The following is a 25,145-nucleotide window of genomic DNA, read 5'->3' on the forward strand; positions in this document are numbered from 1 at the left end:
ATAAAAAGCCAAATAATTATACAATTTAGAAATTACGCAAGTAGATTTAATTGATGGTGCAATATCTACGACAGGATATGCCTACGCAAGTTTTTTTGATGTCCCCAAGTCGCCCACCCTATGCGATATTAATTAACGACGATATAAAACTATATTTTCTTGTTGCAATTCATAGCTATATGCTTTGAGTAACTATTAATTTTTGCTGAGAGTAAAATTTATAGCTGATAAAAATATCTAATTACAGAGAAATTAATCTTCGTGTTTGATTGGTAAGTATTTGGCAATTTGGCAGATTGTTATGAAAGTATTTTGATATATTGCAGAAATTACCAAGATGTTTTTACTTATTATACAGAGGACGGGCTAACCCCCGTCTTTTTTGTTGTTGATTCTTTGCCATTTTGGCATTACATTACAATCAAACTGTGATATATTATCTAGAATTTAAATAATTAAAACATTAGGAATAAGGCAGACTACTATTCTTTTTGTTTATATTATTTGCTAGTCTTACAACCTATTAAGTTTTATTTGTGCTACTCCTTCCAGAATCCAAGGTGTATTGCCACTTTCAAGCTATTTGGATAGGATGATTTCTGCCATCTTTTATTTTGCTTGCTAGTTGGAAAAATCGCTTGAATGCAAGTTCTGGATGTAAAAATACTTTTATCGGAATGAGATTCAATTCTCCATGAGCAAGTGCAAACATCTATATCGAGTCATGCTTGATAAATAAGCGGCAGCTAAGTTTTTCATAATTACCAATTACAAGAAGCAACCAAATTAGCCACTATCTCAACTAGTTCTTCTGGAGCGATTGGTTTAGATACATGAGTGTCAAAGCCAGCTTCCAAAGCACGAATCCGAGCCTCACTATCAGCAAATGCTGTTAAAGCAATAGCCGGGACTCGTCCACCATTCTTTGGTTTGAGCGCACGGATTTTGCAGATAAAAGTGTAGCCATCCTCCCCAGGTAACCCGATATCGGAAATTAAAACATCGGGTTGGAATTCAGATAATACTTGGCGTGCCTCCGCTGCTGATATCACTGCTATAACTTTTGCTCCATCCATTTCCAAGACAGTAGTGATAAAAAAGCGAGTATCATCATCATCCTCAACTACCAGGATATCTAAACCAGCAAGAGTTCCAGAAGGTTGTATAATAAATGACATTTTATCCTTACTTGCTGTGACTTTGCCCCCATTTAGAGCTTCTTTTAGAGCAGATTTTGGGTTCACAAAAGTAGATTGATGTCCTCTGAGTGTTGATAAGATACCGAAACAGGCTCTTTTAACAACAAATGTTTCAACACCATAATTCCAAAAATATAGCTTGGTGACCACTACCGCTTTATCTATTTTCCTACTGCAAGACCACTTCGCACAAATGGAATTCAAGCGTGATTAGGAAGTCTCCAATCATCTCGGTTATCTATCCACTAGCCAAGATCAGCAGGGCCTTTGATGTTCAAAGGGAGTGTCAATGCTTTGAGCGATCGCATAAATCCTTGTATTATATCAAGTCAGGCTAATCACTTATTATTAAAATCTTCCCGCGTCTTTGCGATCGACGGATATAGCAATAACGTAACCTCAACTCCAATCAAGAAAACGGCTGCCATCACGATGCCATCACTCTACCGTTAAAATCAATTCTGCACTGGCGCTCAAGCGGGTTCTATGGGTAGACTTGACTCACCCTATTGGTTTCTTTGCGGTCTGATTTGTTTGCCTGTCTGATTGATTGTTAAGGCGCTCATATATCCTGTAGCATCCTTATAAAACTGAACGTGAGTGTTAATCGCCTTAGCAAAAAACTCAAACTCTGAGATTGGAAATAGAGGAAGCGGAGGTTTTTGTGCAAGTTGAACGCATCGCGGCAGTAACTTTGATGCAATCTAATTTAATCCTAAACTGCGATAGATGATCTCCAAATACTGCCCTCAGCGATAACTTAGGCAACATAACGCCCCAGCCGACCGTTTTACGCCAAAACAGTCGGCTGGGGCGCTTTGTTAGCAGATTGTGTCGGGTGCATTTTCAACCTTGATTTATTGCGCTTGGCTCCATGTAGATAATTTCCCAAATGTGACCATCTAAGTCAGCAAACCCATGTCCATACATAAAACCGTGGTCTTGCGGTTGATTGTAGGTTGTTCCACCGGCGGCTACTGCTTTGCCAACCATTTCATCTACTTCTTCTCGGCTTTGAGAAGACAAACACACAAGCACTTCTGTACTTTTCGTAGCATCACAAATTTCTTTGGGAGTAAAAGTCTTGAATTTGTCGTGAGTCAACAGCATGACGAATATATCATCGCTAACAATCATGGAGGTAGCTGTCTCGTCAGTAAATTGGGCATTAAAACTGAAGCCAAGTTTAGTAAAAAACTCGACAGACCGACTGAGGTCTTTTACTGGGAGATTCACGAAAATTTTAGTAGCCATATTTTCTCCTTTTGAAAACTCATTTGTATGTAGGAAATATCAGTAAGCCGATGCTAATCTTTCCGTTGAGTCATTTCATACACACTATTAGTTGACCGTCTTATCCGTGGCAAGAAAAACTCAAGTCTTCGCTAAGAACTCATCGAGGCAATCAAAACTGGAATTCCACCCTGTAATGACCCCCATCTCTTCATGCTTGAAGCGATCCTCAACAGACTCATGCATAATCTGGAGTGTGAGTTTGGTCTTACCGGCCAAATCCTCGAAAATCGCTGTCATAACTATTCCCCTTGGCAAATCAGCGTTAACGATTTTTTCAAAGCCTTCATCAAATTCATCACTGGTAACAATCCGTTCAAGGGGCACGATTTCGCGGAAGACGCCTTTGACCGGGTACTCCGTGCCGTCTGGGCCAATCATGACGTAGCGCCATTTACCGCCAGGACGCAGATCCAACTCAGTCACCCGAGTTGTGAAACCTTTCGGCCCCCACCACTGCGCTACGTGTTTTGGATCAGTCCACACCTGAAACACCAGTTCGCGCGGCGCGTTGAAGATGCGAGTGATGACGATCTCGCGTTCTGATTGAGCATTAGTGGGATCATTTTTGTTGCTCATCTTGTTTCTCCTGGGTTTGTAATTCGTGCAGGTAATCATCCAGCCGATCGAGCCTCTCTTCCCACAATTGGCGATATTGCTCGATCCAATCCGCCGCATCCTTGAGCTGCTCCGCTTTGATCTGGCACGGTCGCCATTGAGCCTCACGACTTTGCGTGATCAGTCCGGCACGCTTCAGTACATTGAGGTGCTTGGAGATTGCCGGAAGGCTCATCTCGAAGGGCTTGGCTAACTCTGTTACCGATGCCTCACCCTTGGCGAGGTGAGCCAGGATCGCCCGCCGCGTGGGATCGGCAAGAGCGGCAAAGGTAATGCTCAGTTGATCGGTAGACATTTTTATTTAACCACACGGTTAATTAACTATTAGGTTAAATGTACTATCGAAGAATGTCAAGCGCTGACTTAACCCGTCGTTTGAAGTCTTACATTCAAATAGGGCAAACCTCAACAGAAAAAAATGGTATCCTTACCGCCAGTGAAATTTTTGACTTGAAATAAAACCTGAATTAGTCGTTCTCAGTGCTTGCACACCAGGCGAGACAAGATTACTGGTTTTATGGAAAGTCGTTAACGCCGACTGCGAAAACCCTGTTTACCATTAACTTGGTCAAAGAGGACATCGTATTTATCAAACAAGGCGATTCCAGGATTTACAAATATAGTCGGTTCTGCTTGTGGTGAGATACTCAAATTCCAGCGATTAAATCCGTCCCGGTTTCCTGGTGTCAAGCTGTAATCAAAAATGCCATTAATTCCTACTTTCACAGCATTTGCTGAACTTAATACTCCTGGTTTGAGTTTACCTGCTGTAGAAGCTGACTTGAATTCAGTCAAACCATTAATAGTTCCAGTATCAGCGATCGCTCTGCTATTACACGAATTTTTCGCAGAACTTCCAGCAAGAGTTAAACAAACTTTGCTCAGTCGAGAGTCCCATCTTTTACCGGGTACACCATTAATTTCGGGTTGCTGACTCCAAGAAGCCATTTTGAAACCTACTTGATTCTCAGTAGTTAAACCGAGAATTAGGCTGCCATTGTTGTTACTACCACCATTGCCAACGACGATAAATCCGTTACTCAGATTACCTGGTAATTTTCTCAACGGGTTATAGGGAAGTGATTTTTCAAAATAGTTGACACCGACAATACCGGAAAATGGCACACCACTCTTTGCTGAACAATTAGGTTTTTGGGCAGTACATTTGCGACTAGTAACAACCTGTACGGGAACGGGTTCTGCGGTGGGAATCAAACCAAACCGGACATTCGTATAAACTAATTCTCCCTCCAGGATAGTACCATCACTTAATACTTCCTTGACATTTTGACCTGTTTTTTGGATCGGAGCATTACCTAAAAACTCTTTGGGAACTCTTAGCCCAGATGATCCTGTATCCAATAAAATACGTCTTGGTTGACCACCTGCGATCGCAACTTCCAAAAAATAGCCGCGAACACGTTGACCAAGGGAAGGTTTTGGATATAAAGGTAAAGATATGGTGTTAAAAGTTGGCTTGCGGGGTGTATTTTGCGAGATATCGCGCAACGCTGAATTTGGGAAAAGAGCCGCGAATGTCGACTGGCGTTGTGCTGCTGGTTCAGGAGCGATATCCCAAAGGCTTTCGTAATAGAAAAAGCCAATACCTAAACCGCGTTGTTGCGCTGCTTGCACCTGGCATTGGATTTGTGGTATCGAAACTGGGCGATTTCGTAACCCCGCCATAATACCGATACCAGTTGGGATGATTTGTTGGGTTTCTAAAATTTCTGGGCGGGTAATTTGAGCGATAAAACTTTCCAAATCATTACGGTACACCTGCATAACCAACTCATCGACAATACCTAAACGTACCCAGTTCAGCCAGTCTTGCAGTTGTATCTTATAGGCGAAATCATAGTAATTAGGAGCAACTGAGAAGATAGCATTCGGTTTTCGGGCTTTCACAGTTTGGTAGAGGTCTACCATGAATGCAGTAATTTTATCTGCCCGCCATTTTATCCATGCTTGGGCTTGGGGATTGGGTGGAGGAGGATTACCAGTTTCTTGAGTATATAGACTAATTGTGTACTTATCGTAACCAAAATCTACTGGTAAACTCATGTGGTCGTCAAATTGAACGCCATCAGCATCGTATTGAGTAATAACTTCCATGACGAGTTCGCGGATAAACTTTTGCACTTCCGGGTGAAAGGGATTCAACCACGCGACTTCACCCGCAGCACTAATTGAAGTTTGAGTCCCATCCCCTTTTTGTGTTAGCCAATCTGGATGCTCCGATGCGAGTTCCGAAGTTAGAGGAACCATGAAACCAAATTCAAACCAAGGTATTGCTAATAGCCCTTGTTTGCGGGCTTGAGTGATAATGTCTGCAATTACATCTTGTCCCTCTATTCCCTTGAAGAAAAAGGGAATACCCATTTTCTGCATGATGGCGCTGGGGTATTGTGTATAACCATCATTCCAGACTACGGGATACACAGTATTAAAGTTTAACTGCCGCAGTTGGCTCATGGCTGCAAGCACCTGTGAACGATTTCTAAAAACGCTAAAATCGTTACCACTTAGCCATACCCCCCGAATTTCCTGACGAGGTTGAGGAGGTAGTTGAGCAACGGCAGGGGCAAAGCTGTTAAGTAGCAATACCGTACAGAATGATATCAGACATAATAATGGCAGCAGACGCTTTTTCAAAAGCCACCAACCTTGATGAATCAAAGGCGATGTCTCTTGACTCGCCGCTTTTCTACGAAACGCTACGTATAGCTGGCTTATCCGTAGAAGTACAGGCTTAAATAGTAAGTTAGCAGCTAACATCTTAGCAAAAGTAAGTACAAGGCTTGGGCTAGACCTTAATCGAGTCGATAGGGATTACTTGACGCAACCCGTGCAGTTCTACGCATGAATTCCACACCTTGAAGGTGTGGGTGCGTCAAACTTAGTATTTTTATCAAGAAAGGCAGGAGGTAGGAGAAATAATGCTTGCTGCTCTGTGCGGCGACTGCAAGGTTCTTGGATTTAAGACCCTAGCCAAATTTTTAATTTGGTGGCTCTTATTCAGGAGAGGTCTTGAATCCCCAACTCAGAGAAAACCTCTTGCCTTCTTCAAGTTTTTTTTCTCAAAATAATCTCTTAAAAACAGTGTTTTACAAACTAGATTTGTACATTTGGGTTATAACACCTGTTGTTGAATCTAACCAACCAATAAAATCTAAAACAGCAGAAACAGCAGGTGGGGGTTGAGAAATTAGCGTATCCTCCTGAATCAAGCGTCCAAAGTCAATCTCAATTGCTTCTGTTCGTTCAGTAACTCCATCACTTTTATAAAACTTTACACCAGCTAATTTCATGATCTTAATGATTTCCTGTGTGATAATCCCATAGCCAATAGTAGTGGGATGAATGCCATCTAGAGAAAATAGTCCACCTTGTTGACGCCCCTGTAAGTTGGACTTAAACAACAGTGAGGTTGGTTTTGGCTCGAGTGCATCAATTGCTCTGGGTAAAATGTATTCAGTCCACCATTCGGGACGAGCTTGTTCATCCTCAATAAAGCGTCGCACAGCTAAACGATCTAGTAAGCCAGCCGCTTCAAAGACATACCAGTCTTTTCCTTGTTCGCGACCTTTGCGTACTGCATCTACGATAGATTCGTTGTAATTATCAATAACGCTATCGATCGCTCTAGCTTGATTTGCAGTCAGGTGTGGATGCCGTTGAGGGTCAAAAGTCTCATCAGTGAACCAAAATGGAGCGTAAAAAGGGAAATAGCGAGAACCTGGTTTTACTTTCTGACCATTTTTATCTTTGCTAATACCACGAGCAAAAGGAACAATTGTCACATGGGGAACTGTTGCCCAAATTACATGGCGGGCCTTAATTCGCTGAACTACCTCAACAATTTTGTCTAGTTCAGCTTTGAAATGACTGGGAAGCCATACAGTGTATTTGTCATTCTTTGCCATATCCATGAAATCGTCGCCAGACCAGCTAACGTTGAAGGATAAAATGCTTCCCAAGGCATTATTAGCACCAATAAAGATAATTAGCGTTTCAATTCCATCTCCTTGGCCCGATTCTATATTTCCTTCCTCACTTAACTGTAGTGCTGCCTCTAAGGGAGTTAAGGCATTTCCCAAGGAATCTCGTGCATTATTTAAAACCCATAGTGTTGCTATTTCATTGGCGTTTTCAGGGACTTGTTGAAGAAAATTGGAATCATCTTTGGGAGGTTTTGCTTGGATAATTGTTTTGGCGATATCTGCGTTCCGAGATAAAGTATTCCGAAGATCCCATCCATACACAGCCAGGTTGTGGTTGAATTTCCCTGTTGTGGGGGCTTCTTTTCCTTTCCCTTGTTCCCAGTAATTCTCTGTTTTGTTCCAATAATCCCATAACCACGGCGTAATAAAAGCGACATCTAAAGCATTTATCCCATCTGCAACCTGATATCGATTACCTAATTCTCGGACTAGCTTTTCCAAATTCATTGGTAAGCCATCTCCTGGGCCGGAATAGGCTGGATGGCGGAAATCTTTGTCCCATCCCATTTCACGGGCAATGAGCATGGGATAAGACAAGTTTGTTTTGAAAATAGCTCCACTTTGGAATCCCTGAGTCAAGGAGTCACCGATTGTTACTAGTCGATGCTGAGGCTTGCCTTGTCGGTTAACTGATACTTTTATGCCTAAAGTCGGATCTGTCTCTGGTTCACGAGGTTCTGTACGAATGACCGCTTTCACTTCCTCTGGCACATCTTCTAAACCAATGAGCATCTCAGGTTTTACAGGATTGATCATAATTATTATTACTTAAAACTCAAGATACATTTGAGTATCCGATTTTATGGACGAGAGCGCAATATTTGTCTTAAATAATGAAAAATGTTAACAATATTTATTTTCTGGTAGTAGTACAAGTGAGATGAACTAGCTCATCTGGACGTTAGCAGCAAGAACACAAGGAGCGCGATCGCCAAGAAAAATAGAACGAATATAAATCTTGTTTCTGGTAGCTGGCTATACCTTCTTGTATAGTAAAGAAATTAGCAAAGGTATTGTTTATGTCAAGTATTTCTCAAATAATTACCCCACACATCAAAGATTTAGGAGGGTTTACAGCTCGTCGCAGTTTACCCCATGACGATCGCATGATGGTGGGGCCGTTTATTTTTTTCGACCATTTGGGCCCTGCTATCTTTCCTCCAGGTAAAGGGGTAGACGTTCGACCCCATCCTCATATCAATCTGGCTACGGTAACTTATTTGTTTGAGGGGGTATTATTACATCAAGATAGTTTGGGTAATGTACAAGAAATTTATCCAGGTGCAGTTAATTGGATGAGTGCGGGCAGGGGTATCGTTCATTCTGAAAGAAGTCCCCAAAGCGATCGCCTCAAAGAAAGCACTCTCCACGCTATTCAAACCTGGGTAGGTCTGAGCGAAGCTAACGAAGAAACCGAACCAACGTTTCGCCATTATCCTATTGAAGATATCCCGACTTGGACAGAAAACGGTGTGGCGATCGCTCTGATTGCGGGAGCAGCTTGGGGACGGACTTCTCCCGTCAAAACCCTATCTCCTATCATCTACCTCGATCTGTCTTTTGCTCCTGGAGCTAAATTAACTCTCCCTGCTGACTATAGCGAAAGGGGAATTTATAGCGTCACCCAAGGTCTTTTTGTTGATGGTGAGGAGCTAGAACAACATCGGTTAGCTATTTTATCTGCAAAGAGTATAGTCACAATATCCGCCAATACTCAAGCTCGCTGTGTAGTTGTCGGTGGCGAACCTATTGGCGATCGCTATCAGTGGTGGAACTTTGTCTCTAGTCGGCAAGAAAGGATTGAACAAGCTAAACATGATTGGCAAGAAAATAGATTTGAGCAAGTGCCAGAAGAAAAAGAATTTATCCCCTTACCAGAAGATGCTTTTACAGCAAACGACAATCAATTAGACGAAGTACAGCCTTTAAGCTAAATTAACAAGCGTAATATCGTGAAAGTGATTGAAGTCTACTGTGTTTTATTCAAGCAGTCAGCAGTCAAGTCGCTTCTCGAAATTAAAAATTATTAATTACCCACAAAGTAAAATCCCCACATTTGAGGCAGGGACTATAGGCTTACTCTCAAGCATTAACACAAAAGTACTATAAAATTTACCCAAGGGGATCGCCCAGGTCAACTAAAATACTTTTGGTTGCTGCCATAGAATGAGTTTCAATTCAGAGCAATTGCAAGCCCCATTAATAATTTCTCCTTCATGGTCAGCTAGCCAATCATAAATTTGTGCAGCCTTTGCTAATGCCACTTTTTCTGAACGATAAAGCCGAGGAGTAGGGCAGTAGGCTTGTCCGTTGATGTGTATAGCTGCAATCTGCCAATAGTCGCTGTCTTCACCCTCTGGTACAACGTCTAAAAATCCGCTATTGTAAGACTCGATTATTCCTATGTTCATCTATAACCATCAAACTTTAAAACAAACAGCACAACAAAGTCGATACCAGCCATTCAACCGCAGGGTAAGCTGGAATCACCAGGGAATGCAGTGGCAACCCCTACTAGTAATTTTGGGTTCGTAGTCAATGGAAATCTGAATTCTTGGTCACTTTTTGGCTTAATTCCGTTATTGGCAGCAATAATGGCAAGAGGAATAGGCACAAACGCGGCTAAATTACTCCTGAGTCATTAACAGCAGGTGGAACTAATTGACTGGCGTTCCTAGCCTCCATTGCGGTGCTGAGTTTAATCGGGACTAGTCAGCGCGTGTGCATTGGGATTGCTCAAATTCAAAGTGTGGATGGATGATACTGTGTAAAGCGAACTGATAAGCAGCGCCCACCTGAAATGACCGAAAATAAGGGAAGTGCTATTTAGACCTTGAGGAGTAAATTTATCATGTCCCATCTGCTAACAGCCTTCCAGCAGCGATTCTTGCAGAGGATCACTTTTGTAATACTCTTAACTTTGATTAGTAGTTTAATACTTCCTGGGGCTACTTGGGCTGCCTCTTCTAGTTTGGGAGTTGATCGTGGTCATCTGAGTTCTTGTCCAGCTTCAAACAACTGTGTTGTGAGTCAAAATGCAGACGACAAACACACGATCGACCCGATTGCTTATCATGTAGACCGCAATGCAGCTAGAGAAACCCTACTCAAAGTTCTCACTGTTGTTCCCCGTACAGAAGTTATAGAACAGACAGATGATTACATCCATGCTCTTTCTAAAAGCCGCATCTTCAAATTTGTTGATGACGTAGAGTTTTATTTACCTCCCAATGAGTCAGTAATTCATCTGCGCTCGGCATCTCGCCTGGGAGAGTCCGATCTCGGTGTCAACCGCAGGCGTGTGGAACAAATTCGTTTGGCTCTACGCGATTTAAATATTTGATTTTACAGCAGTGAGGAGTGCCAAGGTTAATGATGGATGACAACCAACTTAAACTTGGCTGAACTTACGAGAATAAAGTTCATCAGAAACTTCTTTGAGTTCTGGTTCAACTACTGTCAGATGTTGCTCCAAAATTGCCAAATTGCGAATATTAGACTTATAAAAAGCATCAAATAAATCACCCACTAAAGGCACAGTACCAACGACTGTTTCCAAGCCAACATTAAAAATCATTTTGGCTAAGTCTCGATGTGGGATACCAAAACGGGTAGCTAAAAATATGATGTAAGCTGAAAACGCTGTACTGATTAAATCACCAGCACCTGGAACCAAACCGATAATTGGGTCTATTCCAATGTGAAAACCTATTAGAGGGATACGTATAGATGTATCCATCAAGCGGCTGAGTTTGCGGATGCGATTGAGAGTAGCAAGGCGTTTGGCAGCGTCCATAATTTACGATATTTGCACTACTTTTAAATTGCACTATTTTTAGTTATTCGTCTTGTACCGTTAGAAATAACTATGAATAACTTAGAGCTTTTCTTAGTGCTATTCAATTCAGATAGTCCAAAAAAAGGGGCTTTAGAAGTTCCCCCCAATTGATTGGGGGCTAGGGGGATCTAGGCTCTAGTGCGTAAGTCTTATTCTTGTCCTCTGCGGCTAAATGATGGAACTCTAATAACGATTAAACAACCACAAAATTGTTGTTCGTGAGTGACAACCCAGGAGATAATCCTGCAAATTGTACCTGAGTAAATGCGCCTGCACTACCATCTAGGTCAAAGAACAATGCACCTGTAGTGGAGTTATAAATAAATCGCTGGGTGCTAGTGGTTGCAGATTCTCCAAGTGTAAACTGACTTGTCTTAAGTACACCTGCTGATAAACCGCCACTAAAACTCGCAGTCCCCACCTGAATTAGTTCATTAGTGGCATCGAAGTCACGTATCAGATTAAGACCTTCATTGAAGAAAGTATCGAAAACAAAGGTATCAGTACCACCTTCCCCATAGAGACTATCATTACCATAGCCACCTATGAGGGTATCATCACCATTGCCACCTTTCAGGGTATTATTATTTGAGGCAGAAGAGGCTATCAGGAAGTCATTACCATCGCCCCCATTTAATAGATTATTGCCTGTAAAAGTGCCAATATTCAATGTATCGTTACCAACACCACCGTTGAGGATGTTCTCACCAGAGGTGTTAGTAGCAGAGAGGAAATCATTACCATCACCCCCATCTAATAGATTATCGTCTGCTGAACCGTAAACATTCAATGTATCGTTACCAGCACCACCGTTGAGGGTGTTATCGCCAGATACGCCATTTTCAACAAAATTTCCGTATTCGTCGTAAATGTAACTCAAGACCTGTAAAGAATCATTGCCATTGCCTCCATTGAGGAGGTGATCCCCTGTTGAAAGACTAATATCCAAGAAGTCTTCACCAGCGCCGCCATCTATTGTATCGTTACCATTGCCTGAGCGGAGCGTATCATTACCATTGCTTCCCACAAGATAATCATCGTAGTCTGTACCTATGATATTTAATTGTTCGATATTCTTGTAGTTAAACACTTTTGTGTCCGCCGTCGTAGAAATTATTGCAATGTTAGTAGTAGGATTGAAAGTCGAAGTAATTCCCGTAGTAGCACTGCTATAACTGAAAGACAAGGTGTCGTTACCTGTTCCCCCGTCTACTGTTTGAGTCACTAACGTAGATAGGGAGTAGAAATTTAAAGAATCATCGCCATTCCCTCCATTGAGGGTGTTATTGCCAGTGCCACCATTGAGAGTATCATTGCCATCGCCACCGTTGAGAATATTATTGCCATCGCCACCCCTCAAAATGTCATTGCCACTTAAGCCTTCAATAATGTCATCACCCCCTTGACCATTGATCACATCATTTGAATTGTCAAATCCAGTAACATTGTTGGATAGGTCGTTTAGGAAGGTGACTGTGTTTTTTTTAAAGACAGTGCTTTGGGTGGAGTTAGCATCAAAGACATCAAAGCTGTCGGTGAGGGTAGTTTGCCCATAAAACAGAATATTGCCCAAATCTACGGTAGCTCCAGTAGATTTGGTGAGGTTTTCCAGGTTTTCCAGGGCAAAGTTTTCCAGGATAAATCTGGTATTATCATACCCTTGAAAGCTGATTTCCAAACTTGTGCCATTCTGGGTGAGAAGCAAATTGTCGGCAGTGAAGGCACGAGAGTCCTGGAATATCAGAGTATCCACTTCGGCTATGACTGCTGCTGTGGGGTTTGTTCCTTTACCTACTCCAGTAAAATCGGCGATCGTATGAGTGCCAGTATTAATCCTGTCGTTGCTTAAGCCTTTGTAAACAAATTTATCCTTACCACCGCCGCCCGTGAGGCTATCCTTACCATCGCCGCCTGTAAGGCTATCATCGCCATTACCACCGTTGAGGGTATTATTACCAGTGGCACCAGAGGCTGTTAGAGTATCATTGCCATCGCCCCCAGAGAGGAGGTTATTGCCAGATGAGCGAGAGTCGTAGCCGGAGTCATAATATTGGTAAAGAAAACCAGAGATGGAGAGAAAATCATTGCCATCACCTCCAAAAAGCAGGTTATCGCCTGATGAACCACTAGCATTTAAAGTATCATTACCAGCATCACCGTTGAGGGTGTTATCGCCATCTGAGCGAGAGTTGGACGATGTGTACTGCTCACTGCTTACACTCCCAGAGATGGAGAGAGAATCATTGCCATCGCCCCCATCTAAGAGGTTATCGCCGAATGAACCACTAGCATTTAAAGTATCATCACCAGCACCACCGTTGAGCGTATTATTGCCGAAAGAGCGATCATCGACTTCTCCGTAGTAGGCGTTGTACTCGTCGCTGCCAGAGGCTGTCAGAGAATCATTGCCATCGCCACCATTAAGCAGATTATTGCCTGAGGGGGAGTCAGCATCCAAAAAGTCGTCACCAACACCACCGTTAAGGGTATTATTGCCCGCACCACCCTTCAAAATGTCATTGCCACTTAAGCCTTCAATAATGTCATTACCCCCTTGACCATTGATCACATCATTTGAATTGTCAAATCCACTAACATTGTTGGATAGGTCGTTTAGGAAAGTGACTGTGTTTTTTTTAAAGACAGTGCTTTGAGTGGAGTTAGCATTGAAGACATCAAAGCTGTCGGTGATGGTAGTTTGCCCATAAAACAGAATATTGCCTAAATCTACAGTGGCTCCAGTGGATTTGGTGAGGTTTTCCAGGTTTTCCAGGGCAAAGTTTTCCAAGATGATTGTGCGAAAAATAAACCCTTGAAAGTTGATTTCCAGATTATTGCCATTCTGGGTGAGGATCAAGTTTTGGGCAGTGAAGTCATTATTGTTCTGGAAATTTAGGGTGTCCACTTCAGCAATGACTGCTGCTGTGGGGTTTTTTCCTTCACCTACCCCACCGAAATCAGTGATTACGCTGGTATAGGAACCTACATCATTCCTGTAAACAAATATATCCTTGTCACCGCCACCAGTTACGGTGGTTATGGTGTCGAAAAAATCCTGCTCGGAAAATCCCTGTAGGGTATCGTTACCGTTGGTTCCAATGATAATTGCCATAAGTTTTTTCTACTTGAATCGATTTTTGGAGTAACTTTAGTTGTCAATAATCGAGTTAGGACTGTTTTTTAGCACAAATAATATGCCAAAAGTTGAAATTTTCGGCATATTATATTATTCACTCTTTAGATAGACTCGCCAATTGTTCATTAAAGATTTCCCCTTTAATTCGCTTGGACACATTACTTATTCCAATATTGAGGACTATCTAAGTCTTAGAGGTTCTTTGAAAAGTTGTAAAGTATACTCAAAATCCCGCTTCCATCGCTCTCCCCGAAAGGTCGATCGGCTTTAAAACCCCCATTCCGTACAAGAGAATGGGGGCTGGGGGGTTAGGTTTTCGAGGCTTAGATGTTACCAAAAAAACTTTTCAAACATCCTCTTAAGGACTGTACAAAAATTAGTTGATTTGTCAATGCATAAGTCTTACTAATTTCAAAATAGAGAACACTTGAGACAGACAGCATAAAACAAGAAATCTTTATGCATTCGTTGTTGGCGTAGCTTGCCGCCGTAGGCATCGCCCTTAAATTTCTATCTGTAAAATAGGAAACATTAAAATAACCCGACAATAACTTAATATCGAATATTTACTTAGATGTCTATCTTTTCAAAAAATCTTTGCATCCTCTTCATATTTGTAACCGTTCAAGGGGGGGGTAAGAGAGCGATGCACCCTTTGCGATGGCGTACCCGCCCCCTAATCGCATACAATAGAGCTATTCGACCATAAAGCCAGTAAAGCTCTAAGTTCGGCAAGCTTTTACTTTAACTAACAAGTAGCCAAGTGATGATTCACAATTGTGGTCATTTTATGGTCAAGGCCACAGCATTACAAATGCCCTCAACGCAGTGACAATATCAAACAAGATCGCGATTTTAGTCTACATAATCCGTTGGTATTTGCGAATCAACAGTGTTATTTGAAACTATTGGGCGGCTACCATCTATCTCTAGAGTATCCTGAACTGGAAAATTACTCTTAGCGATCGGACGTTGACCGTCTATATCAAGAATTTCCTCAACCTCTAAATCACTAGGATCAATTGGACGTTTACTCTCTACAGTTAGCATGTCATTTTCTGGAAAAGCGCTCTTAGCAATTGGGCGTTGACCATCTATATTAATTGTTTTATCAGAATGATTTGCATCCTTCACAATTGGGCGTTGACCATCTACATTAATTGTTTCCTTAATTTGAATGTTACTCGGATCAACTGGGCGTTGACCATCTATATTAATTGTTTTGTTTATCTGTCTCAGTTCGTTAGATGATGAAGACATATCAGTTTCGGTCTCTACTGTCTGCTGCTCAGAATTATTTTTTTTACTATCAGCTTTGTTCGGGTTATCCATGTTTTTCATTGTTTTTCTAAGATTATTTATCTGCTAACAACATGACCTTAAGAGTTATTTTTCTGTAAGAAAAAGAAACTGGGGATTAGATAAAGATCGGAAAAATTATGATTGATCTAATAATTTGTTCATTTAGTACGATACTGAAGTAGAATCAAAAAATCTTCTACCACAGCACAGAATGCATCTATGACTTGAGAGGGATTTGTCGTTTCTCAAGAAACACATAAATTTTCAGCCGTTTTTGAAAAGAAGCGGCTAAAAAGTTGGGAATAAAGTTATTTAAATGATGGCAAGTACCTTGTAACGACAAGCGCAACGGAAGAGTACCTTATATCATGTTCGGGTAAAGACTTATCATTTAGACCGCAGGGGTGCAGGGAGCAGGGAGAAAGAGGTTTTCCTGATTTTTGCACGGATGCGGTAATCATAAGTAATTAATCGGACTTGATATTATATCTTGCACCAGGCGACTAGAAGTCGCGGCTACACGAGACTTCTAGTCGCCTCCGCAGGTTGAAAAGCCTTGATTTTGCGTTAGTTTGCGTAGGCGGACTTTGTTTGTATAGCCGCGATTTCTAATCGCTAGGGCTAGGTGCAAGATGTGACGTACTGTTAAGTAGTATGAGTTTCATCTTAAGAAGTCTGCCATTCTCTTGCTAAGTTTTGAAGAAAAAGCGGTAAAACTTAGGTTGGCCAAGCTTTTTCCGCCATGTCTCCATGTAAATATAAAATACTGGAGTCAGATAGAGAGTCAATATTTGAGAGAACAGCAATCCCCCAACGATCGCAATCCCCAGAGGACGACGCGCTTCTGAACCTACTCCTGTCCCCAGAGCAATGGGGAGTGTGCCAATTAAAGCTGCCATCGTCGTCATCATAATTGGACGGAAACGAGTCAAGCAAGCGGCATAGATGGCATCAAAGGAATTTTTTCCTTCCTTTCGCTGCGCTTCAATGGCAAAATCTACCAGCATAATGCCATTTTTCTTGACGATACCCACTAGCAGGATTATGCCGATGAAAGAGTAAAGATTTAAATCAACCTGGAAAATCAGCAGCGTCAATAATGCGCCAAAACCCGCCGAAGGTAGACCAGAAAGAATGGTGATTGGGTGAATGAAATCCTCATAGAGGATACCGAGAATTAGATAGATGACTAAAATAGACACCAACAACAGCACGCCTAAATCGTTGAAGGACTGCTGAAAAGTTTGGGCTGAACCCTGAAAGCTGGGGGTAATTGTTGAGGGTAGCACCTCACTGGCTGCTTGCTTGATGGCATCGGTAGCCTGACTTAGAGATGTTCCTGGGAGTGTGTCGAAAGAGATAGTTGCAGAGGGGAGTTGAGCAACGTGAGTCACAGTCAGGGGGCCGACATTTTGGGTAATATTAGCGATCGCACTCAAAGGAACCAGTTTTCCAGTACTCGATTGCACATATAGCATCGATAAGGCGCTGGGATCTCGCTGAAATTCTGGTTTCACTTCTAAGATTACATAGAATTGGTCATTTGGGGTATAGATAGTTGACACTTGACTGGAACCATAAGCCGCGCTAAGGGTTTGTTCAACTTGTTGGGCAGTAATCCCCAGGGTTGCGGCTTTGTTGTGGTTAAATTGGACTTGGATTTGGGGAGTGCTGAGTTGTAAATCGCTGTCAACGTCCCGCAGTCCTGGTAAAGTTTTGACTTTATCTACAAGTTTAGGAACGTATTGGCGCAAGTCTTGCAGATTTAAACTCTGCAACGTGAACTGATAAGTAGAATTGGTTTGTTGTCCACCGATGGGAATAGCTGGCGGAGAACGGAGGAATGTCTTAACCCCAACTACACGTCTCAGCTTGGGGGTTAACTCTTGAATGATTTGGTCAGCACTGAGTTGACGTTGAGAACGTGGCTTGAGCCGAATCGTAATTCGCCCAGAGTTGACTGATGCATTAGGGCCACTTGCACCCACAATCGAGTCAACTGCTTCAATGTTGGGGTCTTTACGAATGATGTCAACTACCTTTTGTTGGTGAAGCCGCATATCATCAAAAGAAATATCTTGCGCTCCTTTGGTGTTCGCCATCAGTTGTCCGGTGTCTTCTGTAGGAATAAATCCTTTGGGAACGATGACGAACAGATAGACGGTCATTACCAGCAGAATGCCAGAACCAATAAGCGTCATCAGGCGGTATTTTAAAATCGGCTTGAGCGTCCAATCATATCCCCGCAGTAGTAAATCAAATCCCCCTTCTAAGACTCGATACAGCAGATTTGGTCTTTGCTGATGGGATGAACTTAAGAAACGACTACACAACATGGGAGTGAGACTGAGGGAAACAAAACCCGAAACCAAAATTGCCACAGCGATCGTCACGGCAAATTCATGAAATAATTTACCGATTATTCCGCTCATAAACATGATCGGGATGAACACTGCCACCAGGGAAAGGGTCATCGACAAAATGGTGAAGCTGATTTCCTTTGATCCCTTCAATGCCGCATCTAGGGGAGATTCGCCCATTTCCCGATAACGGACGATATTTTCCAACACCACGATCGCATCATCCACGACAAAGCCCACGGAGAGGGTCAACGCCATGAGTGAAAGGTTGTCTAGGGAGAAGCCCGATAGATACATCACCGCAAAAGTGCCAATGATCGCTACAGGTAGCGCCAAACTGGGAATTAGCGTCGCCGTGATATCACGTAAAAATAAGAAAATCACCAAGATAACTAGACAAACCGAGAGAACCAAGGTAAATTTCACATCATTGACAGAGGCTCGGATGGTTTGGGAGCGATCGTACATAATCCCCATCTCAATCGATTTGGGAACTTGTTCGCGGAGTGTAGGTAAAAGTTCCTGGATGGCATCAACAATATTTACAGTATTAGCACCCGGTTGCGGCTGTACAGCGAGAACAACGGAATGGCGGTTTGTCACCTTGCGATCACTATACAAATTTGAGACTTTGACGTTTTGTTCGCTGTCAATTACTTGCCCCAAATCCTGAAGCCGCACGGGCGCACCATTTTTGTAAGTTACAATCAGCTGGCGATAACTGGCAGCATCGGTGAGTTGACCGTTAGCCTGAATCGTATAGGTTTTGTAAGTGTTAGAAAGACTACCTGTTGGTAAGTTGACATTTCCCTGTTGAATTGCAGTTTTTACCTGACTTAGACCAATTCCCCGCGATGCCAACTCTCGCGGGTCAAGCTGGACGCGGACTGCATATTGCTGTTGACCAAAAACCTGTACCTGAGCAACACCATTAATCATCGAGATGGGCTGACCAACCGTTACCTCTGCGTATTCATCTACTGTCGAGATTGGCTGTGTCTCAGAATACATATAGAGGAAGAGAATCGGTGAGACAGATGGGTTGACTTTGCGGTAGGTGGGCGGATGAGGCATTCCGGCGGGCAGTTGTCCGGCTGCGGCTGAAATGGCTGCCTGTACATCTTTGGCGGCATCTTCCACTCTGCGGCTAAAGTCAAATTGTAGGGAGATGTTGGTGCTGCCAGTTGAACTGGTGGAATTGAATGAATTGAGTCCGGCAATTTCGGTAAACTGTCTTTCTAGGGGTGCGGCGACCGAAGATGACATTGTTTCTGGGGTGGCACCAGGGAGACTAGCAGAGACAGAAATAAAAGGATATTCAACGTTAGGCAGCGCACTGATGGGTAACAATAGATAACTCATGAGACCGAAGATAAGGATACCCATCATTACCAAAGTGGTCATGACCGGACGACGAATGAAGAGTTCTGAAAGGTTCATGAGTTGTGTTCTCCCAGAAATGTGGTAGCGATGCGATCGCTAAATATAATTTCAACGTGAATTTGATAAACCTGTAATAGGTGCAATAACTCTATCTTTGATTTTTAAACATCTCTAATGCCTCCTTAACTGCTTCTTGAACAACTGGATCTGGATCTTCTAAAAGCTGCGAGACAAACTCCACAGCCTCAAATGCTTTGATTTTTCCTAAAGCAAATGCTGCTCTACTACGAACCCATTTGCTAGGGTGTTGGAGTCCTTGAATTAATGCATCTACTGCTCGAAGTTCTTCGAGTACTATTACTACAGAAAAACCTGAATCATGTTTTTCATCTTGCAGTAGATTCAGAAGAGTATTAACTACTTTAGTTTTCAGGTTATTTTGTGGAATTTCTATTGCATAGCTATTAATCATAGATAGGTCTTCATGAAGTAGTTGTACGGTTTGCCAAGAGGAATCTTCAGGAAATATTTTCAGAAATCTTTCGAGAGCTAAGTCTGTAATTCCTAAGTTGTAATTTCGATATACAGCAGCATACTTTTTCTCATCTTTCTCTATGTAACCGTTACGACCAATGAACAATCCCCCAGTCTCGTAAGATTCCGCTAGAGTCAACATCATAGCTGTTAAATTGGTGTATTGCAGTGAAATTTCAGCAATTTCGGAAATATGAATTACAGGAGAAGTTGTTTGTTCATCATCAGTTGCAACAACTGCTAAAAACTCCATATCCGATATACAGATTGGCAAGACAGGTTTACCTGCATACTTATACATCAGGTTTATTTCTTCATGTTCCTCTACCCAAGTTTGAGCTTCTTTCACTGCTGACTCTAAATTTAAAAGGAACATATAATAAAATATCCAATCATCTGCACATTCATATTTGGAATATCCATTTGACCATTGATAAATTTCCTTAACTTCGTTGGATACTTTAAAAGATAAAATACTCAACAAATTATCTATTTCCAATGGACTTAAACCTGATGCCAAGGATGAAATCTTTGCTGGATATTTGTTTGTAAACCAGTAATGAATTCGGGTTAATGCATCTTGAAGATCCGACATAAGTATTTAATTGGAATTTGTAATTCAGAAAATTAGATTTAGTCTTGGTTTTCAGATAATTGAACATTACGATCGCCCGCCTGTAAATGAAAATACCCGCCGGAACTTCACTTGATTGAGCTTGTTCCGCCATGATTCCATGTAGATATAGAACACAGGAGTTAAATACAGGGTCAATATCTGAGAAAACACCAGTCCGCCCACAACTGCAATACCTAGAGGACGCCGGGATTCGGAGCCAGCCCCAAATCCGATCGCAATAGGCAAGGTTCCCATTAATGCTGCCATCGTCGTCATCATAATTGGACGAAAGCGCACCAAGCAGGCTTGATAAATCGCCTCAGACGGTTTTTTCAATTCTTCTCGCTGGGCAACAATTGCAAAATCCACCATCATGATGCCGTTTTTCTTGACGATGCCCACCAAGAGAATTATGCCGATGAAGGAGTAAACATTAAGTTCGACATGGAATATTATCAGCGTTAACAATGCTCCAAAACCTGCTGAAGGCAAACCGGAAAGAATGGTAATTGGGTGAATGAAATCCTCATAAAGAACGCCAAGAATCAAATAAATTACTAAGATGGCGATCGCTAACAATAAACCCAAACTCGGCAGTGAACTTTGAAATACCTGACTTGCGCCCTGAAAACTGGTGCTAATGCTGGCAGGAATCACCTGATTAATCAGTTTTTCAATCTCTTCGTTGGCATTTCCCAAGGACACACCGGGAGCGAGGTTAAAGGAAATAGTGGCGGCGTTCATCCGACCGTTATGATTGACCATTAACGGGCTGACTCCCTGAGATAGTTTGGCGAATGTCTTCAGAGGGACTGCCACTCCTGTGCTGGAGTTAATGTACAATGTCAACAAAGCATTGATATCTTCCTGATATTGCGGTGCTAATTCCAAAATCACCTGATACTCATTGGTCGCTGCATAGATGGTTGACACTTGGTAGGAACCGTAGGCACTTCTCAGGGTATTTTCGATTTGCTCGGCGGTAATCCCATAAGTTGAGGCTTTATCGCGGTCAATGTCAATTTGGATCTGGGAAGCAAACTGTAAATCGCTGTTGACATCCTGGAGTTCTGTCATCTCCTTCATCTTGACAACAAGTTGAGGAACATACTCCTGTAAGGGTTTGACATCAGAACTCTGGAGTGCAACTTGATAAAGTCCTGTGCTTTGTTGAGCGCCAATAGGTATCGCTGGGGGATTTTGTAAGAATACTTGAATGCCTGGAACAGTGGCGAGTTTGGTTCGCAAATTTTGCACGATTTCGTCAGCTCCAAGTTGGCGTTGCGATCGCGGTTTTAACCGAATAAACAAACTACCAGAATTGGCTGCAACTGCTGCCCCACCGCCACTAGCACTAGCTCCTGCCCCAATATTGGAGTTGACTGCATCCACATTTGGATCTTGGCGAATTAGGTTAGCAACTGTCTGCTGATGCTGGACAAGATTATCGAAGGATGCATCCTCTGCAGCTTGGGTAATACCTGTAATTTGTCCGGTATCTTCACTAGGAATAAAGCCTTTGGGAACTATCACTAAAAGCCCAACTGTCACCGCCAATAGAAAAACAGATAAAATCATCGTGGTGCGATGATATTTTAAGACTTTTTTCAGACTCCAATCGTACAAACCAAGGAAGCGATCGAAGACATATTCGGAAGCTTGATATAACCGACTTTGATTAGCATGATTTACAGGACGCAGAAAACGGCTGCACAACATGGGAGTCAGAGTCAAAGACACAAAACCAGAGACGAGAATTGCCACTGCGATCGTCACAGCAAATTCATGAAATAATCGTCCCAGAACTTCACTCATGAACAACATGGGGATGAAAACTGCAACCAAAGAAAGGGTCATCGACAGAATTGTGAAACCAATTTCTCTCGATCCATTCAACGCCGCTTCTAAGGGACGTTCCCCCATTTCGATATGACGGACGATATTTTCTAGCATGACGATCGCATCATCCACGACGAAACCCACCGAAAGGGTCAACGCCATCAGCGATAGGTTATCTAGTGAGTAGTGCAGCAAATACATCACCGCAAAAGTGCCAATCAGCGAAACGGGTAACGCCAAGCTGGGAATCACCGTGGCTGAGAGGTTCCGCAAAAAGATGAAAATTACTAAGATAACTAGAGCGATCGTCAGAATCAACGTAAATCTGACATCATCCACCGAATCTCGAATTGACTGAGATGCATCATAGAGAATCCCAATTTCCACGGATGCCGGAATCTGGTCTCGCAAATTCGGAAGCAATTTCTTAATTGTGTCTACAACTTGTACCGTATTGGTTCCGGGTTGTCTTTGAATAGTGAGAATAATGGCGCGAGTATTGTTGTACCAGCTTGCTACCTTGTCATTTTCTACACTGTCAACAATCCGACCTAGTTGATTGAGATAGATGGGCATTCCATCTTTATAAGACACAATCAGCTGGCGATAAGCAGCTGCATCCTGGAGTTGACCGTTAGTTTGGACTGTAAAATTCTTGTGATTTCCCGAAAGACTGCCAGTGGGCAAATCGACGTTACCCTGTTGAATCGCCGTTGCCACCTGATCTAGCCCAATTTGCCGCGTTGCCAATTGCTGTGGATCGAGTTGAATTCGAGCCGCATATTTTTGGGAACCGTAGACAGCTACCTGTGCTACCCCATTGATTGTAGATAGCTTTTGCGCTAGATAAGTCTCGGCATAATTGTCTACTTGGGAAAGGGGCAGTGTGGGAGAATCCAGGTAAAGGTAAAGAATTGGTTGATCAGCGGGGTTAACTTTGCTGTATGTCGGAGGATTAGGTAAATCCGTCGCAATTTGCCCCGATGCTCCCGATATTGCTGCTTGCACATCCTGCGCCGCATCATCAATGTTCCGACTCAGGTTAAATTGCAGGGTAATTTGAGTTTGTCCCAGAGTGCTAGTTGAGTTGAGCGAATCGAGTCCCGCAATACTAGAAAATTGCTTCTCTAGGGGACGCGCAACCGATGCTGCCATCGTTTCCGGGCTGGCTCCCGGTCGGGAAGCACTTACCTGAATTGTCGGATAATCCACACTTGGTAAATCGCTGATGGGCAGCAAGCGATAACTCATGAAACCGAAGATCAAAATCGCCGTCATCACCAAAGTCGTCATGATCGGGCGGCGAATAAATGGTTCTGAAAGGTTCATGAATCACCTCCGCCTGACTTAGAAGGTTCTCCCCCCTGCTCCCTGCCCCCTGACCCCTTTCCTCTTCTAGACTTCTCTGCACTTGAGTCATTGCCGGCTGTTTTGATACGGATTTTGCTGCCCGAAACAAGGTTCGCTTGACCATCGGTGACAATTTTATCGCCTGGTTGCGGCCCTTTCTGAACCACATCTAGCCCCTCAATGGTGTTGCTAATTGTAACTGGGACATTTTCTACTGTCATGTCTGGCTTAACTACAAAAACAAACTGTCCATCGGGGCCATTCTGCACGGCTTGGGAGGGAACAACCGTTGCATTCGGTTCTTCAGTCAGCGTTAACGTTGCATTGACAAATTGACCAGGAAATAAGTTTCCTTGAGCGTTGTCAAATTGGCCAATCAGTTGAATTGTTCCCGTCGTGTTATCAACCGTATTATTAACAGATGTCAAAACACCTGGTGTCGAATGACCTTGACTATTGGGGAATGTCACATCTACCTTCAGCTTGCCATTCTGCATATACTTTTGCACTTGGGGTAGATTTGTTTCGGGAATGGAAAAAGCAACTTCAATCGGGCGAATTTGGGTGATGGTAACAAGTGGAGTCGAACTGCTAGTCGTACCAGCCGTACTGTTGGTTTGCAGGGCATTCCCCTGAGTCAGCGAAGCACTGCTGTTAGCTTGCACCACATTCCCCTGAGTCACCGAAACATTCCCCGCACGACCATCAATTGGGGCATAGATTTTGGAGTAAGACAATTGCACTTTGGCATTGTCTAATGCTCCTTGGTCGGAAGTGACAACGGCTTGAGCATTAACAATCGCAGCTTGATCCCCCTTCACAACTGCGCCAGCATTAGTCAGCGCCACGCGATCGCTTTTCAAAACTGCTTCAGCATTAGCGATCGCTTCTCGATCTGCTTGGAGGGTTGCTGTAGCCGATTTGCTGTTGGAAACGTATTGCTGTGCTTGATCTAAACTGATCGCGCCCTTCTTATACAATGCACTATAGCGATCGCTCTGTCCCTGAGCAAATTCTGCTTGCGCTTGATCCTTGGCTAAATTCGCCTGGGCTTGTCGCACCAAGGCTTGGTCTTTAATTAAAGTGGCTCTAGCTTGGTCTACCTGACCCAAATCTCTAGTTAATGTATCTCTGGCTTGTTGTACCGAGGCTTGGTCTTTCGCGACAGTACCTTGAGCTTGCTGGATTGCAGCAGCTTGCGATCGGTCATCTAGGGTAAATAAAAGTTGTCCCTTTTTCACCTCTTGACCTTTCTTGAAATAAACTCCAATAATCCGTCCACTAGCTTGGGGTGTAATTGCAACTGTAGAACCCGATTGCACATTACCGATCGCCTGCAATTGTACCGGAACCGTTTTTTGTGTCACCATTGCCACAGTTACAGGTGTCACTTGCTGCTTATTACGGCCAGATTTTTCAGTTTTGTCTGACTTGGCTGTACTTGCATGGATACCAAAAAGCCCCAGCCCAGCCAGCAATATCACCCCCAAAATTACCAACCGAATCTTTTTCTTTTTTGGCGATCGCGGTAGCTCCGGTTCTATACTGTTCTCAGTCAAACTCTCGTTAGAAATTTCATGGTTCATCAGAACCTCCAATGCATTTTAGTTTATTAAAAACAGTGAAATCCTTTACCACCTCAACTCCCGCTTATCCAAATTTTATGTGTTTAT

The 25,145-nt window shown here is 42.9% G+C and carries 17 protein-coding genes; 3 read left to right on the forward strand and 14 right to left on the reverse strand.

Going from position 1 to position 25,145, the window contains the following annotated elements:
- Positions 1–761: 761 nt before the first annotated feature.
- A complete protein-coding gene (locus HWQ44_RS21845; RefSeq protein ID WP_292722934.1) occupies positions 762–1,178 on the reverse strand; it encodes a response regulator in 417 nt (138 codons plus the stop codon).
- A gap of 291 nt (positions 1,179–1,469) precedes the next feature.
- Between HWQ44_RS21845 and HWQ44_RS21850 the strand changes: the two genes are divergently transcribed.
- On the forward strand, positions 1,470–1,652 hold the full coding sequence (locus tag HWQ44_RS21850) for a hypothetical protein (protein WP_292722936.1): 183 nt from the start codon (positions 1,470–1,472) through the stop codon (positions 1,650–1,652).
- Positions 1,653–2,045: 393 nt separating this feature from the next.
- On the opposite strand, the gene HWQ44_RS21855 is transcribed toward HWQ44_RS21850, so the two are convergent.
- The 5 genes from HWQ44_RS21855 to HWQ44_RS21875 form a co-directional block, all read right to left on the reverse strand.
- Positions 2,046–2,453: a VOC family protein gene (locus HWQ44_RS21855; RefSeq protein ID WP_292722939.1), complete on the reverse strand. Its 408-nt coding sequence runs from the start codon at positions 2,451–2,453 to the stop codon at positions 2,046–2,048.
- A 120-nt stretch (positions 2,454–2,573) separates the two neighbouring features.
- Positions 2,574–3,071 carry an SRPBCC domain-containing protein gene (locus HWQ44_RS21860; RefSeq protein ID WP_292722941.1) on the reverse strand — a complete coding sequence of 166 codons (498 nt, stop codon included), beginning with the start codon at positions 3,069–3,071 and terminating at the stop codon, positions 2,574–2,576.
- Positions 3,055–3,405 carry a metalloregulator ArsR/SmtB family transcription factor gene (locus HWQ44_RS21865; protein WP_292722943.1) on the reverse strand — a complete coding sequence of 117 codons (351 nt, stop codon included), beginning with the start codon at positions 3,403–3,405 and terminating at the stop codon, positions 3,055–3,057. The genes HWQ44_RS21860 and HWQ44_RS21865 overlap by 17 nt, the downstream gene beginning before the upstream one ends.
- A gap of 233 nt (positions 3,406–3,638) precedes the next feature.
- The gene (locus HWQ44_RS21870) at positions 3,639–5,888 is read right to left on the reverse strand and encodes a family 10 glycosylhydrolase (protein ID WP_292722945.1); all 2,250 of its coding nucleotides are present in this window, start codon (positions 5,886–5,888) and stop codon (positions 3,639–3,641) included.
- 329 nt (positions 5,889–6,217) lie between these two features.
- Positions 6,218–7,870 (reverse strand): hypothetical protein, encoded by a 1,653-nt coding sequence (locus HWQ44_RS21875; RefSeq protein ID WP_292722948.1) that lies wholly within the window; start codon positions 7,868–7,870, stop codon positions 6,218–6,220.
- Between the two features lie 263 nt (positions 7,871–8,133).
- Here HWQ44_RS21875 and HWQ44_RS21880 point away from each other — a divergent pair, with 263 nt between their 5' ends.
- Positions 8,134–9,048, forward strand: a complete 915-nt coding sequence (locus HWQ44_RS21880) for a pirin family protein (protein ID WP_292722951.1) — start codon at positions 8,134–8,136, stop codon at positions 9,046–9,048.
- 204 nt (positions 9,049–9,252) lie between these two features.
- Here the strand turns inward: HWQ44_RS21880 and HWQ44_RS21885 are convergent, their stop codons facing one another.
- On the reverse strand, positions 9,253–9,525 hold the full coding sequence (locus HWQ44_RS21885) for a hypothetical protein (protein WP_292722954.1): 273 nt from the start codon (positions 9,523–9,525) through the stop codon (positions 9,253–9,255).
- Positions 9,526–9,965: 440 nt separating this feature from the next.
- Here HWQ44_RS21885 and HWQ44_RS21890 point away from each other — a divergent pair, with 440 nt between their 5' ends.
- Positions 9,966–10,457 (forward strand): DUF1499 domain-containing protein, encoded by a 492-nt coding sequence (locus HWQ44_RS21890; RefSeq protein WP_292722957.1) that lies wholly within the window; start codon positions 9,966–9,968, stop codon positions 10,455–10,457.
- 48 nt (positions 10,458–10,505) lie between these two features.
- Here the strand turns inward: HWQ44_RS21890 and HWQ44_RS21895 are convergent, their stop codons facing one another.
- The 7 genes from HWQ44_RS21895 to HWQ44_RS21925 form a co-directional block, all read right to left on the reverse strand.
- The gene (locus HWQ44_RS21895) at positions 10,506–10,910 is read right to left on the reverse strand and encodes a DUF4112 domain-containing protein (RefSeq protein ID WP_292722960.1); all 405 of its coding nucleotides are present in this window, start codon (positions 10,908–10,910) and stop codon (positions 10,506–10,508) included.
- Positions 10,911–11,145: 235 nt separating this feature from the next.
- Entirely contained in the window at positions 11,146–14,064 is a 2,919-nt protein-coding gene (locus tag HWQ44_RS21900) for a calcium-binding protein (protein WP_292722963.1), read from the reverse strand.
- An 879-nt stretch (positions 14,065–14,943) separates the two neighbouring features.
- Positions 14,944–15,429: a hypothetical protein gene (locus tag HWQ44_RS21905; RefSeq protein ID WP_292722967.1), complete on the reverse strand. Its 486-nt coding sequence runs from the start codon at positions 15,427–15,429 to the stop codon at positions 14,944–14,946.
- Between the two features lie 650 nt (positions 15,430–16,079).
- Positions 16,080–19,190, reverse strand: a complete 3,111-nt coding sequence (locus tag HWQ44_RS21910) for an efflux RND transporter permease subunit (RefSeq protein WP_292722970.1) — start codon at positions 19,188–19,190, stop codon at positions 16,080–16,082.
- Positions 19,191–19,281: 91 nt separating this feature from the next.
- Positions 19,282–20,262: an SMI1/KNR4 family protein gene (locus HWQ44_RS21915; RefSeq protein ID WP_292722973.1), complete on the reverse strand. Its 981-nt coding sequence runs from the start codon at positions 20,260–20,262 to the stop codon at positions 19,282–19,284.
- Between the two features lie 66 nt (positions 20,263–20,328).
- On the reverse strand, positions 20,329–23,451 hold the full coding sequence (locus tag HWQ44_RS21920; protein WP_292722976.1) for an efflux RND transporter permease subunit: 3,123 nt from the start codon (positions 23,449–23,451) through the stop codon (positions 20,329–20,331).
- The gene (locus tag HWQ44_RS21925) at positions 23,448–25,058 is read right to left on the reverse strand and encodes an efflux RND transporter periplasmic adaptor subunit (protein ID WP_292722979.1); all 1,611 of its coding nucleotides are present in this window, start codon (positions 25,056–25,058) and stop codon (positions 23,448–23,450) included. Before HWQ44_RS21925 ends, HWQ44_RS21920 begins: the two co-directional genes overlap by 4 nt.
- Positions 25,059–25,145: the final 87 nt, after the last annotated feature.

Source organism: Nostoc sp. JL34 (assembly GCF_017114945.1).
Taxonomy (GTDB): Bacteria; Cyanobacteriota; Cyanobacteriia; order Cyanobacteriales; family Nostocaceae; genus Nostoc.

Excerpts from the sequence above, each read along its gene's own strand:
- HWQ44_RS21845 (WP_292722934.1), bottom strand. The coding sequence starts at position 1,178 with ATGTCATTTATTATACAACCTTCTGGAACTCTTGCTGGTTTAGATATC.
- HWQ44_RS21850 (WP_292722936.1), top strand. The coding sequence starts at position 1,470 with ATGTTCAAAGGGAGTGTCAATGCTTTGAGCGATCGCATAAATCCTTGT.
- HWQ44_RS21855 (WP_292722939.1), bottom strand. The coding sequence starts at position 2,453 with ATGGCTACTAAAATTTTCGTGAATCTCCCAGTAAAAGACCTCAGTCGG.
- HWQ44_RS21860 (WP_292722941.1), bottom strand. The coding sequence starts at position 3,071 with ATGAGCAACAAAAATGATCCCACTAATGCTCAATCAGAACGCGAGATC.
- HWQ44_RS21865 (WP_292722943.1), bottom strand. The coding sequence starts at position 3,405 with ATGTCTACCGATCAACTGAGCATTACCTTTGCCGCTCTTGCCGATCCC.
- HWQ44_RS21870 (WP_292722945.1), bottom strand. The coding sequence starts at position 5,888 with ATGTTAGCTGCTAACTTACTATTTAAGCCTGTACTTCTACGGATAAGC.
- HWQ44_RS21875 (WP_292722948.1), bottom strand. The coding sequence starts at position 7,870 with ATGATCAATCCTGTAAAACCTGAGATGCTCATTGGTTTAGAAGATGTG.
- HWQ44_RS21880 (WP_292722951.1), top strand. The coding sequence starts at position 8,134 with ATGTCAAGTATTTCTCAAATAATTACCCCACACATCAAAGATTTAGGA.
- HWQ44_RS21885 (WP_292722954.1), bottom strand. The coding sequence starts at position 9,525 with ATGAACATAGGAATAATCGAGTCTTACAATAGCGGATTTTTAGACGTT.
- HWQ44_RS21890 (WP_292722957.1), top strand. The coding sequence starts at position 9,966 with ATGTCCCATCTGCTAACAGCCTTCCAGCAGCGATTCTTGCAGAGGATC.
- HWQ44_RS21895 (WP_292722960.1), bottom strand. The coding sequence starts at position 10,910 with ATGGACGCTGCCAAACGCCTTGCTACTCTCAATCGCATCCGCAAACTC.
- HWQ44_RS21900 (WP_292722963.1), bottom strand. The coding sequence starts at position 14,064 with ATGGCAATTATCATTGGAACCAACGGTAACGATACCCTACAGGGATTT.
- HWQ44_RS21905 (WP_292722967.1), bottom strand. The coding sequence starts at position 15,429 with ATGAAAAACATGGATAACCCGAACAAAGCTGATAGTAAAAAAAATAAT.
- HWQ44_RS21910 (WP_292722970.1), bottom strand. The coding sequence starts at position 19,190 with ATGAACCTTTCAGAACTCTTCATTCGTCGTCCGGTCATGACCACTTTG.
- HWQ44_RS21915 (WP_292722973.1), bottom strand. The coding sequence starts at position 20,262 with ATGTCGGATCTTCAAGATGCATTAACCCGAATTCATTACTGGTTTACA.
- HWQ44_RS21920 (WP_292722976.1), bottom strand. The coding sequence starts at position 23,451 with ATGAACCTTTCAGAACCATTTATTCGCCGCCCGATCATGACGACTTTG.
- HWQ44_RS21925 (WP_292722979.1), bottom strand. The coding sequence starts at position 25,058 with ATGAACCATGAAATTTCTAACGAGAGTTTGACTGAGAACAGTATAGAA.